This is a genomic window from Elusimicrobiota bacterium, assembly GCA_026388095.1.
Taxonomy (GTDB): Bacteria; Elusimicrobiota; Elusimicrobia; order UBA1565; family UBA9628; genus UBA9628.
Genome location: JAPLKL010000040.1, coordinates 55509 through 72372, shown reverse-complemented (window position 1 = coordinate 72372; position 16864 = coordinate 55509). Strand labels below are relative to the sequence as shown.

Annotated in this window: 14 protein-coding genes and 1 riboswitch; of the genes, 8 read left to right on the top strand and 6 right to left on the bottom strand. The window is 69.1% G+C overall.

The window, feature by feature from the left end:
* Window positions 1-24 precede the first annotated feature (24 nt).
* A riboswitch (cyclic di-AMP (ydaO/yuaA leader) is annotated at window positions 25-173 on the bottom strand.
* A gap of 31 nt (window positions 174-204) precedes the next feature.
* Window positions 205-2163: an APC family permease gene (locus NTY77_09005; GenBank protein MCX5795617.1), complete on the bottom strand. Its 1959-nt coding sequence runs from the start codon at window positions 2161-2163 to the stop codon at window positions 205-207.
* 37 nt (window positions 2164-2200) lie between these two features.
* Here NTY77_09005 and NTY77_09000 point away from each other — a divergent pair, with 37 nt between their 5' ends.
* Both NTY77_09000 and NTY77_08995 read left to right on the top strand, forming a co-directional pair.
* On the top strand, window positions 2201-3334 hold the full coding sequence (locus NTY77_09000) for a heparan-alpha-glucosaminide N-acetyltransferase domain-containing protein (GenBank protein ID MCX5795616.1): 1134 nt from the start codon (window positions 2201-2203) through the stop codon (window positions 3332-3334).
* A 16-nt stretch (window positions 3335-3350) separates the two neighbouring features.
* Window positions 3351-4331, top strand: coding sequence for a substrate-binding domain-containing protein (locus NTY77_08995; protein ID MCX5795615.1), 981 nt, complete (start codon window positions 3351-3353; stop codon window positions 4329-4331).
* Here the strand turns inward: NTY77_08995 and NTY77_08990 are convergent.
* Window positions 4328-5134, bottom strand: a complete 807-nt coding sequence (locus NTY77_08990) for a formylglycine-generating enzyme family protein (protein MCX5795614.1) — start codon at window positions 5132-5134, stop codon at window positions 4328-4330. The two genes, NTY77_08995 and NTY77_08990, sit on opposite strands and share 4 nt — an antisense overlap.
* 138 nt (window positions 5135-5272) lie before the next feature.
* Here NTY77_08990 and NTY77_08985 point away from each other — a divergent pair, with 138 nt between their 5' ends.
* A complete protein-coding gene (locus NTY77_08985) occupies window positions 5273-7336 on the top strand; it encodes a hypothetical protein (protein MCX5795613.1) in 2064 nt (687 codons plus the stop codon).
* Window positions 7337-7398: 62 nt separating this feature from the next.
* The gene (locus tag NTY77_08980; protein MCX5795612.1) at window positions 7399-8583 is read left to right on the top strand and encodes an FAD-dependent oxidoreductase; all 1185 of its coding nucleotides are present in this window, start codon (window positions 7399-7401) and stop codon (window positions 8581-8583) included.
* Window positions 8584-8630: 47 nt separating this feature from the next.
* Here NTY77_08980 and NTY77_08975 read toward each other — a convergent pair whose 3' ends face one another.
* From NTY77_08975 to NTY77_08965, 3 genes are read right to left on the bottom strand one after another with little or no spacing between them, the layout of a single operon-like run.
* Window positions 8631-9773, bottom strand: a complete 1143-nt coding sequence (locus tag NTY77_08975) for a hypothetical protein (GenBank protein MCX5795611.1) — start codon at window positions 9771-9773, stop codon at window positions 8631-8633.
* A complete protein-coding gene (locus NTY77_08970) occupies window positions 9770-10996 on the bottom strand; it encodes an MFS transporter (protein MCX5795610.1) in 1227 nt (408 codons plus the stop codon). The genes NTY77_08975 and NTY77_08970 overlap by 4 nt, the downstream gene beginning before the upstream one ends.
* A 52-nt stretch (window positions 10997-11048) precedes the next feature.
* The gene (locus tag NTY77_08965; protein MCX5795609.1) at window positions 11049-11645 is read right to left on the bottom strand and encodes a ParB/Srx family N-terminal domain-containing protein; all 597 of its coding nucleotides are present in this window, start codon (window positions 11643-11645) and stop codon (window positions 11049-11051) included.
* A gap of 73 nt (window positions 11646-11718) precedes the next feature.
* Here NTY77_08965 and NTY77_08960 point away from each other — a divergent pair, with 73 nt between their 5' ends.
* Genes NTY77_08960 through NTY77_08950 form a run of 3 tightly spaced genes read left to right on the top strand, consistent with a single transcriptional unit; the run spans window position 11719 to window position 14318 of the window.
* Complete coding sequence (locus NTY77_08960) at window positions 11719-12699, top strand: hypothetical protein (protein ID MCX5795608.1); 981 nt, start codon at window positions 11719-11721, stop codon at window positions 12697-12699.
* Window positions 12693-13109, top strand: a complete 417-nt coding sequence (locus tag NTY77_08955; protein ID MCX5795607.1) for a hypothetical protein — start codon at window positions 12693-12695, stop codon at window positions 13107-13109. Before NTY77_08960 ends, NTY77_08955 begins: the two co-directional genes overlap by 7 nt.
* Before the next feature lie 33 nt (window positions 13110-13142).
* Window positions 13143-14318 (top strand): ankyrin repeat domain-containing protein, encoded by a 1176-nt coding sequence (locus NTY77_08950; GenBank protein ID MCX5795606.1) that lies wholly within the window; start codon window positions 13143-13145, stop codon window positions 14316-14318.
* Here NTY77_08950 and NTY77_08945 read toward each other — a convergent pair.
* Entirely contained in the window at window positions 14315-15325 is a 1011-nt protein-coding gene (locus tag NTY77_08945; protein ID MCX5795605.1) for a hypothetical protein, read from the bottom strand. The two genes, NTY77_08950 and NTY77_08945, sit on opposite strands and share 4 nt — an antisense overlap.
* 218 nt (window positions 15326-15543) lie before the next feature.
* Here NTY77_08945 and NTY77_08940 point away from each other — a divergent pair, with 218 nt between their 5' ends.
* Complete coding sequence (locus tag NTY77_08940; GenBank protein MCX5795604.1) at window positions 15544-16854, top strand: hypothetical protein; 1311 nt, start codon at window positions 15544-15546, stop codon at window positions 16852-16854.
* Window positions 16855-16864 lie beyond the last annotated feature (10 nt).

The window sequence follows — 16864 nt, the reverse complement described above, 5'->3', positions numbered from 1 at the left end:
CAGGGCCGCGACGGCGGTCGGCAGGATCACCCTTCCAAATGCCGGCGAGGTTAGCTGACGGGCTGGGTCATGGAAGTGACCTGGACGCGCTTTTCTCGCGCCCTGCGCCCCATCCCCGTGACTTCCGGGGAGTTTGGGTCCCCCGCAGCCGATGCCGTAGGCATCGGCTTTAGGCTGTGCTAAGTGATTATACCAAATCCGCGGTCAGGCCCGGATAGGCAGGACCACGGTCTGCAGGCCGTCGAACTGCAGGCGCCGCTGGATGGCCAGGGCGGTCTCGTTGTGCAGGAAGCGCTGGGTGAACTTCTCCTCTTTGAAGATGAGCTTGCCCGAGAAGAAGATGGCGCGCGGGAACTCCTTGCCCACCTCCAGGCACAATCTCTCCAGGGCGGGGACGGTCTCCGTGTCCAGGGCGAAACGGTAGGCGGCCTGGAAGCCGTGGGCCCGGCACCAGTCCACGTAGCGCTGCAGCTCCCCGGAGGTGCGCTCCTCCAGCCGCTGGATCTCGGAGGAGCCCTTGAAGTTGCCCGAATCCACCACGCCTACGGATAGGAAGACGAAGGTCTTGAAGTGGTTAGGGAACAGCCTCTGGATGGAGAGGACCTGGTGCAAGCCGAAGCCGGAGAAGCCGCCCACCATGACCACCGCGGTCGGCGCCGTCTTGTCCAGTTCCGGCAAGGCCGGCCCGTTGGTGGGCACGGGGATATCCAGCAGGCTGTCGAGCCGCCGCATCTCGAAGCGGACCGCATTGTAATGGCGCCGGATGAGGAGGCACAGGCCGATGGCGCAGCCGGTGATGGCCGCGGTGACCCAGCCGCCCTCCGAGAATTTCTCGTAGAGGGTCACGCCGAGGATGCACACGCACATGACCAGTCCCGTGACATGGATGGGCAACTGGACCTTCCAGCGCGGGTCCTTGCCCCGCAGGCCGCTCCAAAGCCGCGTCATGCCCAGTTCGGTCAGCGAGAAGGTGAGGAAGACGTTGATGGAGTACATGACCACCAAGGTCGTGATGTTGCCGCGGGTGTAGAAGAGCACGGCGATGGCCGCGGCGCCCATGAGCAGGACCCCGTCCTTGGCCACCAGACGCTCCGAAAGCTGCGCGAACATACGGGGCGCCCAGGAGTCCACGGCCATGTTGGCCAGGACCGGAGGCCCGCCCAGGAAGCCCGTCTGCGCCGCCACGAAAAGGATGGCCGTTTCCGTGAGCAAGGTCGTGATGATGACGACCTGCCCCAGGGGGAGCCCGCCCAACCTCCAGGAGGAGAAGAGATTCTCCAGCAGGACCGCGTTCATGGTCTTGCCCGGCATTGGCATGGCATCCACCAGCAGGTAGCCCATCAGGATACCCCCGGCCGTGAAGGCCAGCGAGCTGGCCATGAGCGCCATGGTCTTCTTGCCGGTTTGCACCCGCGGCTCGCGCAGCATGGTGATTCCGTTGGACACGGCCTCGATGCCCGTGTAGGTGCCGCCGCCCATGGAGTAGGCGCGCAGGACGATGAGTCCCACGGCCAAGCCTCCGATGGAACTGACGGAAGAGTGCAGGTCGGAGGCCGCCCCGTGCAGGATCGCGGGCAGGCCGGTCAGATGGCTGCCCAAGGCGTAGAGGATGAGGAAGACGTGCGTGCCCACGAAGAGCAGGAAGATGGGGGCCAGCGCGGTGACGGATTCCTTGACCCCGCGCAGATTGAGGACCACGAGGAATACCAGGACCAAGAACTCCGCCCAGAGCTTGTAGGCCGCCCAATGCGGAGGCAAAAACGACCAGAGGGCGTCGCAGCCGCTGGCCACCGACACCGTTATGGTCAGGACGTAATCCACGATCAAAGCGCAGCCCGAGACCACGCCGGCCTTCTCGCCCAGGAGCTTGGTCGCCACCAGGTAGCCGCCGCCGCCGCCTGGGAAATGCTCGATGACGTTGGAATAGGCCACGGCGATGACGAAGATGGTGACCGCGGTCATGACGGCGAGCAGGATGGCCAGGTGCGAGTGGGGGCCTAGGGCCCGGAAAGCCTCGTCAGGGCCGTAGCAGGAAGAGGACAGCCCGTCCGCGCCCAAGCCTATCCAGGCCAGGAAGGCCACCAGCGAGACGCGATGGTGCAGCTGCGGGTCGTTGAGGTCTCGGGGCGCGCCGAAAAGGAGGAGCCGGATCCGGTCAAACACGGGCCATGGGATTATATGAAATTGTTAGACTCTCGGCATGGACAGGCAGACCTCCCCCGCGCCAGCCCAGCCCGGACGCCTCCTGTCTCTGGACGCCTTCCGGGGCGCGACCATCGCGGCCATGTTCCTGGTCAACAACGCGGGAGACTGGGACCATGTCTTCCCCCCCCTGGCGCACGCGGACTGGAACGGCTGCACCGCCGCGGACCTCATCTTCCCCTTCTTCCTGTTCATCATGGGCGTGGCCATGACTTACAGTTTCGGCAAGCGCGCCCAGGACGGTCCGCCCATCGCTCCGATCATCCGGCGCACCCTCCTGCTCTCGGCCCTCAACGCGCTCCTGGCCCTCTTCGCCTGGGGCGCCTTCCTCGGGCATTTCCGCTTCTACGGGGTCCTGCAGCGCATCGCTTTCTGCTACCTCTGCACCTCCATCATCGTCCTGCGGACCGAGGCCCTGGGCCAGGCGCTGTGGGCCGCGGGCCTGCTGGCCGCCTACGCACTCATCCTGCGCTTGGGCTCATTGGAAAGGTTCGCGAACGTCGTCGACCGCGTGGACAGCAAGCTCATGCTGCCCTGGCTATACGAGATCGACCGCAAGACCGGGCTGGGGCACGACCCGGAAGGTCTGCTCTCCACGCTGGGCGCTTTGGCCACGACCCTCTCCGGAGTGCTCTGCGGGCAGCTCTTGCGCAAGCCGGGCCGCAGCGCTGCGCGCAAGCTGGGGTCCCTGGCCCTAGCCGGGTCTTTGCTGCTCGCGGCGGGCCTGCTCTGGGCGCGCGGACTTCCGCTCAATAAGAATCTTTGGACGCCCTCTTACGTCCTGGCCACCTCGGGCTGGGCCTTCCTGGGCCTGGCGCTGTTCTACTGGCTCATCGATATCCGGGGCATCAGGGCCTGGGCCCAGCCTTTCATCGTCTACGGCAGCAACGCCATCGCCGCCTACGTCGGCGTGGGGCTCATGTCCTATTCCGTGGTCTGGATCCGCTGGACAGACGGCCCGGGGCACGCCATCCGCCTCAAGACTTATCTGTATCAAAGCCTTTATCAGAGCTGGATCCCGCATTGGCTCGGCGACCGGGTCTCCTCCGCGGCCTGGGGCGCCTCTTATGTGGCCCTGTGGTGGTTCTTGATGTGGCTCCTCTACCGCAAGCGGATATTCATCAAGGTATGAAATGAATCGTGAAGACGTGAGAACCAGGCACCCACTGCCTCTCGCCGCGGTCTGCGCCCTGCTGTCGGCGGCCTGCGCCTGCGCTCCCGCCAAGACCCCGAAGATCGGCGTCAGCGTGGCCACCATGCACGAGGCGGTCTATTCGTTCATGCAGCAGGAGATGGTCGAGCGGCAGGCGGCCGACCGGGTCGAGCTGATCTGGACTTCGGCGGAGAACAGCCCGGCCCGGGAACAGGCGAACGTCGAAGGCCTCATCGCGCAAGGAGTGGACGTGCTCATCCTGCACGCGGTCGACACGGCCACGGTCGGAGAGCTCGTGCAGCAAGTCACCACGGCCGGGATACCGGTCATCGCGATGGACCGGCTTCCCAAGGGAGTCTACGTGCGGCTCTACGTCACCGCGGACAGCCGGCGCGCGGGCCAGCTGCAGGCCGAGTACTTGGCGCAGAGGCTCGGAGGGAAAGGCAACATCGTCCTGCTGGAGGGCGCGACCGGCAACTCCGTGGCCCAAGACATCACGCAGGGCAATCTCGAGGCCCTGGCGAGATACCCGGGCATCAACATCCTCCTGCGCCGACCCCATCAGGGCTGGTCGCGGGACCTGGCGCGGGACACGGCGCGAGAGGCGTATGCGCGCTACCCGGACGCCGTCCAAGGGATACTCGCCAACAACAGCGGGATGGCGATGGGAGCCTTGGACGCCGCGGAGGCGCTCCATCTATCCCGGCCGGCCCTCGTGGTGGGGGCGGATGCGGACCGGGACGCGTGCGAAGCCGTCGCCTCCGGCCGCCTCGCGGCCGATATCGACAAGATGCCGGCCAAGATCGGCCGCGCCGCCTACGAGGCGGCCCTGCGCCTGATCCGCCGGCAGCCCGTCGCCGTCGACGCGACCCTCGACAACGACGGCGTCGCGGTGGGAGTGCAGCTGACGCCGGTCAAGCTCATCACCAAGGACAACGTCAGGCAGGACATGGAGCACCGCTGGGGCAAGCTCTAGCGATCCTGGGCCGGCCGGAAGCCCAGATGGCAGTTCCGGTAGGCCCAGGCGCGGCTGCTGCGGCGGGCCGACCGCGCGTGGGCGGCGTCGGAGAACCAGGAGCCGCCGCGCAGCACCCGGAAGGCGACCGCCGGGGTCTCCCACGCGCTGCCGTCCGTGGGCGCCCCCTGATAGGAGCCGTGATAGCAGTCCCGGACCCACTCCCAGGCGTTGCCGGCCATGTCGCACAACCCCTGCGCGGTGTTCCCTCGCGGCCGCCGGCACACCGGCTGGGTCACGTCTATGTTGCAGTCGGAGATCGCGGCCCTCTCGCAGGACGCGTCCTCGTTGCCCCACGGGAACCTCCAGTCTTGGCCCGCGCTGCGTGACGCGTATTCCCATTCCGCCTCGCTGGGAAGCCTGCCCCCCGCCCAGCGCGAGAAGGCCTCGGCTTGGCCCCAGTCCACGTTCACCACGGGCCTGTCGTCCCCCTGGAACCGTTCGCCGCAATCGCCGGGAGCCTTGCAGGCTCCGGCTGCCACGCAAGCCTGGTACTGCTGGTTGGTGACGAGCGTCCTCGCGATCCGGAAGGGCGCGATGGCCACCCGATGCGGCGGCTGGGCGTCGGCGCCGGCGTCGTCGGCGCCCATCATGAAGCTTCCGCCCGGCATGGCCACCCACTCGATGCCGGCCTTTCCGACCACGACTTCGGCCTGCCGCGGCCCTGGGGTCCCGGCCCAGCGGGGCTGACGGTGCCAGAGCCAGCCGGCGCCGACTGACAGAAAGACCGCAGCCATGACAGCCTTGGAAAGAGTCCTGGGCATCCGCGCCGTATTATAGCCTTTGCCGGGTCCGATCGGGGTCTTGGTCCCAGGAAGTCGGAATCAGGAGGTCTAAAGACCCAGAAGGGCCTGGGTCCTAGGCCACTGCGGAACTAGGCCTTTCCGCCTCACAATAGGGGCATGAGCGGGACCAGAGGACCCAGGAGCCGGACGGCGCGGGCGCTGCTCGTCTTCTGGGCATTCTGGGCCGCCGTCTCGCCCGCTGCCGCGGCCGTGGCGCTGCCGCCCGCCGCCACGTTCACCGCGATGCAGTCCTGGCTGGATCTTAAGGGCCTGCGCCAGGATGTGCTCTCCCGCCTGGAAGGCCAGGCCGCCGCCTCCTGGGAGCAGCTCGACGAGCGGCTCCGCGTCGTGGAAGCCCGGCTGGCCGCGGGCTCCATGCTCCCGGCCGAGCAGGCCGGCTTGAGCGAGGAAGCCCGTAAGCTCCGCGAGATACTGACCGGCGCCCGCACCGGCAAGGCGGACGCTTCCCGGCTGGCCGCGCTCCTGTCCGCCTCCCCCCAGCCCGGCCGGCTGGACCAAGCCGCCTCTTTGCTGCCTCTGGCCGCGAAGGATCCGGGCTCCGCGGCGCTGGTCTTCGACCAGCAGGCCGCGCGCCGCGAGAACGCCTTCGCTGCCCCGACGAACACCGGCTCCCGGTCCGGCTCCTCCGCTAATGCCCCCTTCAAGCCGCAAGCCAAGGCCACGGACCTGCGCATCCCGGTCCCGTCTCCGGCGCGGGACGAGAAAGCCTCCGCGGCGAAGGCCCCGGCCGCCGCGAACAGCGCGGTCTTCATCAGCCCCCGCATCGCCAAGCTCGCCGACGCCTCCTTCGAGGCCGGGGTCTCGGACCTGCTGCGCCAGAGCGACGCCCGGTCCCGCACGGACCTGAGCCGGCAGATCGCCCGGGAAGCGCTGGCGGCTTTGGGGATGCCCGACGGCAGGCGCACCGCCGCGCTCGCCGATTTCCTGCGCGACATCGCGGAGTACCGGCCCGCCGGCGCCGTGGCCGTCCACCTCAGCATGGACGGGCGCAACCATTTCCGGCTCATCTTCGAGCGCGGCGACCACAGCCGCAGGATACTGGCGGGCCAGTTCCTCCCCGGCATTAGCGCGGACGGCAAGCCCGGCCCCGAGTCCTTCATCCTGATGGGGCCCATCGAGCTCTCGGCCGACGGTCAGGCCCGGGAGGACCACCCGGGCTATTGGCGGCAGTACACGGGCGACGACCGGCGCCTGGAGTGGGGCGGCCGGGCGCGCACCGAGGAGAAGGGCTGGGGCCCCTGGGCGCGGCAGAATCAGCTCCAGGAAGTCACTTTGACCGAAAGCTCCTGGCTCGACGGCCGCTGGCAGAGCCGCGGCACCCGGGCGATCAAGACCGTCACCACCAAGGAAGGCAAGTCCTGGCTGGGGCGGACCGGCGACACGGTCATGGAGACCCCGGTCCTGGGCGACACGCTGAAGTTCTGCGACCAGACCGCCCAGACCCTCTACACCGGCCTGGTGGGAGCCCCGCAGGTCATCGTGGCCGCGGCCTCGGGTTCGGACACCTACAGCCTGGAAGCGGGCGGCAGCTACGCCAAGAACCCCCTCATGAACCTCTTGATAGACGAGCAAGGCCACATCGACCGGCTCACCGCGGGCGCCAAGCAGGAGCTCTACGCCAAGGTCCGCGCGGAGCGCCGCCGCGCGGTGGCCAGCCAGCCCTACCCCATCTCCCCCGAGCAGGCCAGCCGGATCGTCGACGCCCCCATCGACGCCAAGGAGGCCGCGGCGGTGCTGCGCGGCGAATACGGCGCCAGCACCTACGGCAAGCGCCTCATCCATGAGGGCGCCGGGACCCCGGGCTGGCAGGGCGCGGCCTTGACCGCCGGCGGTGTCGCCATGGGCGTGGTGGAGAGCGTCAGCGAGTCCGTGTGCAACCCGATCCTCTGGGCCACCGTGGGCCTGGGCCACGCCGTGGCCGCGGTCCAGGGCGGCGCGGCCGTGGCCGAGGGAGCCGCCGGCGCCACCGCCGGTCTCTACGCCCTCAAGGGAGCCCATGCCGTGGCCACGTCGCTCTGGTGGGGGCCCTGGCTTATCTCCGCGACGGACAACGTGGGCCACCTGGTGGAGACCACCGCCGACGGGAAGTTCGACAAGGAGTACTTCAAGCGCGTCAGCGAGACCGGCACCGACGCCCTCTACCTCTTCGTCATCCCCTGACCTCGGGGATTTGACATTATTTTGCCGCGCCGGCGCCATCCTATGGTATCGGGGAGGCGGCCATGACGACTCGATCCTATCGTTACGTGATCGTGGGCGCGGGGCTGGCGGGGGTCTCGGCGGCGCAGGCCATCCGCGAGCGCGACCACAGCGGCGCCGTCCTGCTCATGGGCGCCGAGAGGCAGCTTCCTTACGACCGCCCACCGCTGTCCAAGAAGCTCTGGACCGGGGCCAAGACCGTCGCGCAGATCAGCCTGCATGACGAGGGCTTCTACGCGCAGAGGGACATCGCTCTGGCTCTGGGCCGCCGGGCCCTCGCCATCGACGCCCGGCACAAGACGCTCATCGACTCCCAAGGCCAGGGCATCGGCTACGAACGGCTGCTCCTGGCCGCGGGCGGCGCGCCCCGGCGCCTGCCCATCCCCGGCAGCGGCCTGGAAGGCGTATGCTATTTCCGTACCCTGGAGGACTATCTTTATCTGCGCGAGAAAGCGGCGCCCGGACGGTCGGCGGTGGTCATCGGCGGCGGGTTCATCGGCTCCGAGCTCGCGGCCGCGCTGACCTTGAACAAGGTGGACGTCACCATGGTCTTCCCATCGCCTTACCTGTGCAGCCGGGTGCTCCCCGAAAGCCTGGGCCGCGCGGTGCAGAAGACCTATCGGGACCGCGGCGTCAACGTGCTCTGCGGCGACGAGCCCGTCTCCATAGAGAGCGTGCGCCGGGGCCTGCGCACGCGCACCCGGGCCGGGCACGAGATCGATTCGGACCTGGTCGTCGTCGGCGTGGGCATCGCGCCGCGGACCGCCCTGGCCCGCGAGGCCGGCCTGGTCGCGCGCGACGGCGTGCTCGTAGACAGGTTCCTGGAGACCTCCCGGCCGGGGATCTACGCGGCCGGCGACCTGGCGGCGTTCCCCTGCCCCGCGCTGGGGCGGCGCCTGCGCATGGAGCACTGGGACAACGCCCGCAGCCAGGGGGTCTGCGCCGGGCGCAACATGGCGGGCGGCCGGGAGAGCTTCGGTTACCTGCCCTACTTCTTCTCCGACCTCTTCGACTTCGGCTATGAGGCCGTAGGCGACGTGGACGCCAGCCTGGAGACGCGCTGCGAGTGGCAGGAGAAGGACCGCAAGGGCACGGTCTACTACCTCAAGGACGGCCGGGTCCGGGGCGCGCTCATGTGCAACGTCTGGGACAGGGTCGACGAGGCCCGCGAGCTCATCCTCCAGGGCGAGAGGGCCTGCGTGCGTTAGCACGCAGGTGCTGACCGTCCTAAGGCAGTGCGTTGACGGTCAGCGCGCTACGCGTCGCGGGCGGACATCGCCGCCCGGGCCTTGCAGTATTCCCGCAGGTAGTCCAGATAGAGCGAGTTGACCTTCAGCTTCGGGTAGGTGAAGTACTCATAGGAACGGGCGAAGACCACGTAGTCGCGGCGCTTGTCGCCCGTCTGCTTGAGGCAGGGCATGTAGCCGCAGGGCACGAAGCCCGCACGCAGGATGCACTCGGTGCCGGAGACGTCGGCCGCGTCGTTGATGACCTCGATGTAGATGACCCGGCGGTCGTAGAGCATCTGGGCCACCTCGCGGTAGAGGCGCACGGCATCGACGCTGGCGGTGAGGTGCTCGGCCAGGATGCAGGCGAAGCGCGTCTCCTTGACCAGCCGCACGAACACCTCGACTCTGCCGTCGGGACTGGTGAAGAGTATGTTGGGCGTCTCGAAGGGGAAGAAATTGACCGAGAGGTTCTTGCGGGCCTTGACCTGGCGGTAACGCTCGGCCACGAAGCGGGGCGCCTCGATCATCTCCAGGGGCGGGCACGGCTCCAGGTCCGGGGGCGGAGCCGGGACCTTGGCCGTGCCCTGCTTGGGCAGCTCGCATTGCTTGCGCACGATCTCGAAGAACGGCTCCACCAGGGGATGCAGGGAGAAGTCCGCATGGCGGCGCTGGGTCAGCACATCCGGCGCGAACCAGGCGCTCAGGCCGTTGAGCCTCCGGGGGTCGGCATACACCGCGTTGGGGAACACGCCCAGGACCTTGAAGCCCTGCTCCAGGGCGATGTCCTGCTGTTCGAGGGTCAAGGTCCGCGTGGTGGAATAGACCATGTCGGTGGCGCCGTCCGCCGCGATCTTCTCCATCAGGAAGGACAGCGCGGCCGACAGGGCCTCGCGCCTCTCCGTCTCAGGACCGGCCGCGTACATGCGGCGCACGCGCCCCAGGCGGTTCTCCGCGTCGACCTGGAGAGCCACCAAGGCGACGAGCTGGCCCTTGGCCGCGGCCACGGCCCAATTCTTGCCCTGGGTCTCGATCAACGCGCGCAGGCGCGCCAGGTCCAGGAACATGGCGTCGGATTTTATCCTGGGGACGGAGCCCTGATAGAGGCGCATCAGGTCGAAGGCGTCGTCCGGCTCGACGAAGCGGCATTCGAATCCTTTCTTGTTGGTCATGGTCCTACCTCCGTGGTCTGGGAGAGGCGCAGGAAGAATCCCGAGAGGGCCAGCACGCCCAGGGCCTGGATGATGCAGACCTTGGGCGGGGCCATGAGCTCGGCGAGGAGTCCGAAGAGGAAGAACGCGGCGGGGAAGGTGAAGCTCAGAAGGGCCTGCATGAGCGCGAAGAAGCGGCCCTTGAGCTCGGGCCGCACGCGCTCCTGGAAGAGGGTGACGAACTTGACGTTGTTGACGCCCACGGCGGCGCCGGCGGCCAGCAGAGCGGCGCAGAAGAGGCCCCGGTGCACGAAGATCCCGGGCAGGAGGAGCGCGGCTCCGAGCAGCAGCATGCAGGCGGAGCCGAGGCGCATGACGCCGCTCACCCCCCCTGCGGTGGAGACCCATCTGGAGCCGAAGGTCCCGGCGAGTATGCCGAGCCAGATCGCGGCTTCCAGGACTCCGAGCAAGGTCGCGCTGCCGCCCAGGCTGAGCTTGACGTAGAGGGGCAGGACCACGAGGATGGGCGTGAGGAAGAAGTTGACGCAGCCGAACCCGATGAGGACCTTCTTGAGCCAAGGGGTGTCCTGGAGAGCGGCCCAAACGGAGAGGGTGTCTTCCTCCGCCTTGGCCCCGGGCCGCTCAGCGGCCCGGAGGTCCAGCAGGGCATTGGCGCCGGCCGAGACCAAGAAGCTCAGGGCATTGAGGATGATGACTCCCAGTATGCCGATGCGGTCAATGAGCAAAGCCCCGGCCATGGCGCCGGCGAAGCTGGCCAAGGACTGGGTGGAGGACTGGAAGGCGACCGCGGCTTCGAGGTCTTCGGGCGGGGCGGCAACGGCTACGGCCTTGCTCAGCGCCGGGTCGAAAAAAGCCTGGGCCAGGGCCAGGAAGAAGCCCGCGATGCAGGCTCCGATGAAGCCGAGCGCTCCGGCGCGGAAGAGGAGCGCGGCTACGGCGGTGACCAAGAAGGCAGCGAGGTCGCAGGCGATGAGGACCGAGCGGCTATGGTGGCGGTCCACGACCTTGCCGATGAGCTTGACGAAGAGCAGGGCCGGGATGGCCCCGGCGACCATGAAGAGGCCGACCTCCTTGCCGCCGCCGCCGTTGGTGACGATCCACCAGGCCAGCGCGATCTGGTACATGCGCGTGCCGCTCTGGCTCAGGGCCTGGCCGGACCAGATGAGGAAGACGTTGCGGTTGCGCAGGATGAGGGGCGCGCGCGGGATCATCGAGGCGTCCACGAAGCTTATGATACTACAGTCGGGCCGGCCTTGGCGCCGGGGCGGGCGAAGGCTAGCCCCGGCTGGACCGGAGGAAGCCCGGCAGATGGGCGGCCGCCGGCCGGCGCGCCCGAAGCATGGCCTCCTTCAGCGCCCCTTCCATGTGGTCGAAGACCGGATGCATCTTGAGGTGCTTCCTGAGGAACTCCGCCCAGCGGAACTCCGCGAAAGGGCGGTCGGTCTTCCGGTAGCCCCCTTTCTCCCGCACCAACCAAGCCAGGCTGCGGAACGGGTCGTCGGCCAGGCACCGGATGCTCCCCGGCAGTTGGACCGGGTCATGGGGGCCGCGACCGAACTGGTCGTACAGGAAGATCCAGCGGGCCTGGTGCAGGGCCTTCCAGAAAGCCGGGAAGGAACGCCTGGAAAGGTCCGCCTTGACCTCGACCGGGACCTCCGCGACCCCGGCCTCCCAGCAGGCCCGAAGCAGGTGGTGATGGTCCACGCAATAGACGCGCTCTCGCGGGCCCATGACGACCGGGATCTTCCTTTCGGACAGGTATTTCGCGAGCTCCTGGCCCTGCATGGACTTGAGCTTGGCGATGCGCAGGTCCACCTCCTTCATGCCGATGGCCATCTGAGTCGGCCGGATGTCCAAGACTTTCAGTTTCATGGATTCCCAGGAGGCCCCGTGGGGTCCGGGATGAGCTATTATATCGCACGTGGGAGCGATTCTGACGGCGGCGTTGCTTCTGACACTCCTCCTGCCTTGCGTCTCGGCTGCCTATCAGAGAGAAGACCACTACTACACCGTCCGGCTGGCCCTCAAGTCCGTCGCGCCGACGCTCGACGGCGAGACTTTGGTCGCGGTCTGCTCCCAACTGCCGGACGAGGCCCCGGAGCTCAGCGCCATAGACGTCTACCGGCGGCTCATGAAGCACCCGTTAGACTACTCGCGCTGGGTCCTGGCGAGCCGCGGGCCCGCGGACACAGTGGGCCGGATGGTGACCATCCAGCAGTTGCAGCATGGCCTGACCGGCGGCTGGCCGCCGGCCGTGCGCGAGGTGTCCCAACGCGTCATCCAGGACATCCTGGCTGAGCTGCGGGACGTGCCCCCCGGCGACCCCGGCGCCCGAGCCGACGCGGCCTGCGCCTTGGGCTTGGCTTTCCACCTCTACGGCGACGCCTTCTCGCACCAGATGCTCAAGAACCCGGACAAGATGTACCATGCCGGCATCGGCCACCTCTTCGACTCGGTGCTCCCGGACCTGCCGCTCGTCTCCCCGGCCCGGTTCGAGCTCTGGTCAGGGTATGTCCGCTCCGCGCCCGCGCTCACACCGCACACAACGCTCCAGGATATGAGCCGCTTCCTGACCGAGACGGCGGCGCCCTTGCGCTCCGCCGGGCAAGGCAACGCCTACAACCAACCCGCGCTGCGCGAGGTGCTGGCCGGCCTGCTGCGGGCCTCGGGCCTGACCGTGCCCTACGTCGCCTTCGACCGTTCCCTGCGCGACCGGGGCTGCCAAGCCATGGCCGACCGGCAGGCCGCCTTGAACGCCGTCCCGGTCCCCCCGGACTGCGAGCGGGCCTGGCGCATCTTCAGCGCCGCCGCGGTCAAGGAGTTCGAGGCGTACGACGCGGACCCGCAGCATCCACGCAAAAGCCGCGCCCCGACCCAGGTGCCGTACTTCAGGGACTCGCCTTTCTCCAAGGGGCCAAAATGGTGAACCACGAGCAGCAGCACCGCCGCATCCGCAACAAGGCCACGGCCATCCATATCGGCCTCATCCCGCTGGCCCTGGCCGTGCCGTTGGCCTGGATATACCTCTCCTACGGGGTCTGCCAGGAGACGGAATCGCCGGCGGGCTTGGCGGTCTGCCGGGCCCTGCGGTTCTCCCCCCTGCTGCCGGCCCTGGTCGGCATCGCCGCGGTCGTGTTCATCGTCTGGGACCTAGCGAGGCTGGGCGCCCACATCAAGCAGGCGCGGACCGCAAAGTGGGAGCATGCCGCGCACGGCTACCGCGCCTTGGACCAGCGGCACAGGCATCATGTCCATTTCGCGGCCCTGCAAGTGGTCCTGGTGAGCCTGGCCCTGGTGACCTGGCTCGCGGTCATGGCGTACCGCAGCACTCATTGACGAACTCTCCTGGCCCTCGGCCGTAATATAGACATGAGCCGCTCGCCGGAGCCTTTGATCCTGCTCGCGGTCTGCGGCTTGGCCGCGGCCTGCGCATCGCCCCTCATCCGCGCCAGCGAGAAGGGGCAGACGCCCCAGGTCGTGGCCCTGCTCAAGACAGGCGCCGATCCTGACCAGCTGGACCGCTGGGGCGGTTTCACGCCGCTCATCGCGGCCGCGGTCAACGGCCACAAAGACACGGTCCAAGCCCTCCTGGACCAAGGCGCTCATCCCGATAGAGCCAACGGCCTCGGGCTCACGGCCCTGCACTGGGCAGCCAGCGCGGGCCGGGCGGACATCGTGAAGCTCCTGGTGGGCAAAGGCGCCCGCGTGGACGCCAAGGACGAGTGGGGCGACACGCCACTCCTGCTGGCCGCCCAGCGGGGACGCGTGGATGCCGTCCGGCTCCTGCTGGTCTCCAGCGCCGCGGTCAACGCTTCCGGCATCGACCTCAGCGTGCAGGGCACCAGCGCCCTGCCGCCGGCCGGAGTTCCTGACCCGGGCTACACCCCGCTGAGCCTCGCCGCGAAGAGCGGCTCGCTGGCGGTGGTCCAGCTCCTTCTCGGCTCGGGCGCCGATCCCGGCCGGCGCACGGCAAGCGGCCAGACCGCGCTCCTGCTCGCGGCGGCCCGCGGCCGTGCGGACATCGCGTCCGCGCTGCTCGCGCACGGCGCCGGGCTCGATGAGCGCGACGCCAGGGGCCGCACTCCGCTGGCGCTGGCGGCGGGGACGCCCCGTCCCGACTGCCTCAAGGCCCTGCTGGCCCGCGGGGCCGACGCCGACGCCAAGGATGCCGACGGCCTGACCCCGCTCATGCACGCCGTCCAGAGCGGGCGGGTCGAGGCCGTGCTGGCCCTGCTCGCGCACGGCGCCGCGCTCGAGCCGCGCGACGCCCATGAGCGCACCGCGCTGCTGCAGGCGGCCAGGACGGGACGCCCGGAGATCGTCGCACTGCTCCTCGACGCGCGGGCCCAGCCCGACGCCACGGACGCATCCGCCGAGACCCCGCTGATCGCGGCGGCAAAGCAGGGCGGCACCGCCGTGGTCCAGCTGCTGCTCGCCCATGGCGCCGATCCGGGACTGCGCGACCACGGCGGCATGACGGCTCTGGCGCATGCGCGGGCCCGGCGCCGCGCGGACATCGCGGCTCTGCTCAGCGCGGCCCGTTAGCGACGGCCGAGCTTCCCCAGGTCCAGTCCCAGCGGCCGAGCCTTGGGACCGGCCGGCCGCGGCGCCGAGAACCGCATCAGACGCTGGACCCCTGCCGCGATGTCGCGCAGGAGGTCTACGAAATAGCCGTTGTAGGAGACCCTCTCGCCGTTGATCGGGATCCCTTCGAAGTCGAAAGAGCCGGCCGCGGCGCCTGCGGCCTTGAAATACTTCGGCGCCGCCTCCGCGGACACGGCGGACACCTCGTCTCCCAGACCGGCAACGGGCGAGAAGCCCGCCTTGCCGGCCGGGTCGAAGGAGAGCTCGATGACCCGCGTCCCGGTCTCATGCCCCGGCTCAGGCACCACCGTCACGTCCGGCAACACCGTGGAGGCCGGGGTCATATAGAACCTGGCCTTGCGGCCCTTGTCCCAGGTCTTGCGCACCTCGGCCATCCAAGCCGCGGCGGACATCGGATCGTCCATGATCGGGTCTATGGCGTACCAAGCCCCGTCCTCGCCCCTGACCAAGGCCGTGACGTGGAACCGCCACTCCGGGTCCGCGCCCTCGCGCAGGTCGCCGATGACGAAGAGCTTGCGCACCCCGTCTTCGGCCAAGCCCATCTGCCGCGCCAGCAGGTGCACGGCCATGGCGCGGCCGAAACAGAAGCCGATGAAGCCCTGAGGGTCGTACTTGGCGAGCTTCTTCTCGTCGTCGATGCCGGCCACCGGATGCCGGTACGTGGCGTCCCAGAGCTGCCGGCGCTGCGGGGCCGTGATGCCCTGCAGATGAGCCGAGCCCCCGCGGACCACTTGGTCGTAGAGGGCCCGGGGATCCGCCGGAGTCGGAGCCGAGGCCGCCGGAGGCGCAGGGACGGCCGGGACCTCCAGCCAGGACATGGGAGAAGGGCTGGACATCCCCGGCGCCAAAAGGCGCACCTCGGAAAGCAGCCCCTCCGGGGTCAGCGGCCCGGCAAGGGCCCCGGCGGCCAAGCCCCAGCAGAGCAAAGAAAGGACGGCGGCAGCCATGCCATGAAGATAACAAAGGCGCCGCGCTCAGTCGCAGAGACCTAGGACCTAGATCCGGCCGGTCTTTGTGCCCCGGGGAGACAGCAACGAGTTGGGACCTCCCAGGGACGGAGGTCCCGGGCGGACTGGGCCCGGCAACAGGATAAGTTCGATGCGGCATTATTGGGTCTTGATACCATTGTTTTTTGGGCCTATACTAATCAAGCGCGGGGGGCCTGATGGCTAAGGACGATTCAAGGTTAAGTGCGTTGTGGGCGGAGCTTCTGCAGCGCCTCAGCACGGATTGGAGGGCGGGCTTCGTCGCCGTCGGAGGGTTCAGCCTCGCCATCCTGGCGGTATGGCTGACGGCCTTCCATGAGCCGTCGCACAGGAGCCACAGCGCGCAACCGTTCGCCTCACGGCCGGGGGCGGGCGCCGCCGTGGCCGCAGGCAGGGCCGCAGGCGGGGCCGCAGGCAGAGCCGCAGATTCCGGCCCCGGGTTTTCGCTGCCGGGACTCATCCGCGGGTTCTGGACCCAGGCCGGCGCCGTGGCTGGAGCGAAAGGCGCCGCCGCCTCCGCTCAAGCCCGGGACTCGGCGGCCGGCTCCGCCGGTCTCTCCGCAGCCAGCGCTATGAGCGCCCCGCAGACAGCCTCTTTGGGACAGGGAGGAGCTCCGGTCCAAGGCGCGGAGCAGGCCGGAAGCGCGCGCCTGCAGGGGGGCGTGGCGCTGGGCGCAGGCGCGGGCCGGCAGGTCAGCTCGGCGCAGGCCGCAGGCGCGGGCCGGCAGGGCAGCGCGGCGGCGCGCCGGCCGTCTGGGGCGCCGCTGACCCCGTTCGACCAGTCCCAGAAGCGGGCACCTCCCTCCGACCTTCGGGCCGATGGGGCGGCCAAAGGCAGCTTCGGATTCAAAAGTCCGGGCGCCGCGGTGTCCGGGTCAGGGTCCCTGGGCGGCGGTAGTTCGGGCGCCAGCGCGGCCGCCGCGGCTCCGGCGAGCCGATCCGGGCTGGCTGTCGTGCCGATGCAGAGCGGGGCCGTCGGCCAGCCTGGCTCTATCGCCGCGGCCGGCGGGAGCGGCGGCGCCTCCGGCGGGGCGAGTGGCGGCGACTCCGGCGAGGCGGGGGTCTTGGGTGGGGCCTCATCCTACTCAGGAGGCGGAGCGGCAGGCGGTGGAGCGGCAGGCGGCGCGGCGCCGGCTGCTGCTGCCGCTTCGGATAATTCAGATGCCTACAGGAAGAACGCCGAGGACGCCAGGAAATGCGAGGCCGCGACCAATGCCTACCAGCCCAAGATAGAGCAGGCTAACGGCGAGCTGGATGGCATCGCCAGGCGCATGGGCGACGTGTGCCGCTCAAACGTGAAATGCGTCTTCGCCTACGAGTCAGTCTGCAGAGACGACTACTGGATGTGGCGCAGCCACTGCAACTGCGCCCGGGTGCATTGCCAATTCAAGGCGAAGTGCGAGGAGATCGACCGCTTGGACTGCGCGCAGTTGCACGGTTGTCCGTTGACGGCGTCCCAGCCTTGCACGCAGAGCGACTGCGACAAGTGACGGGGCGGCG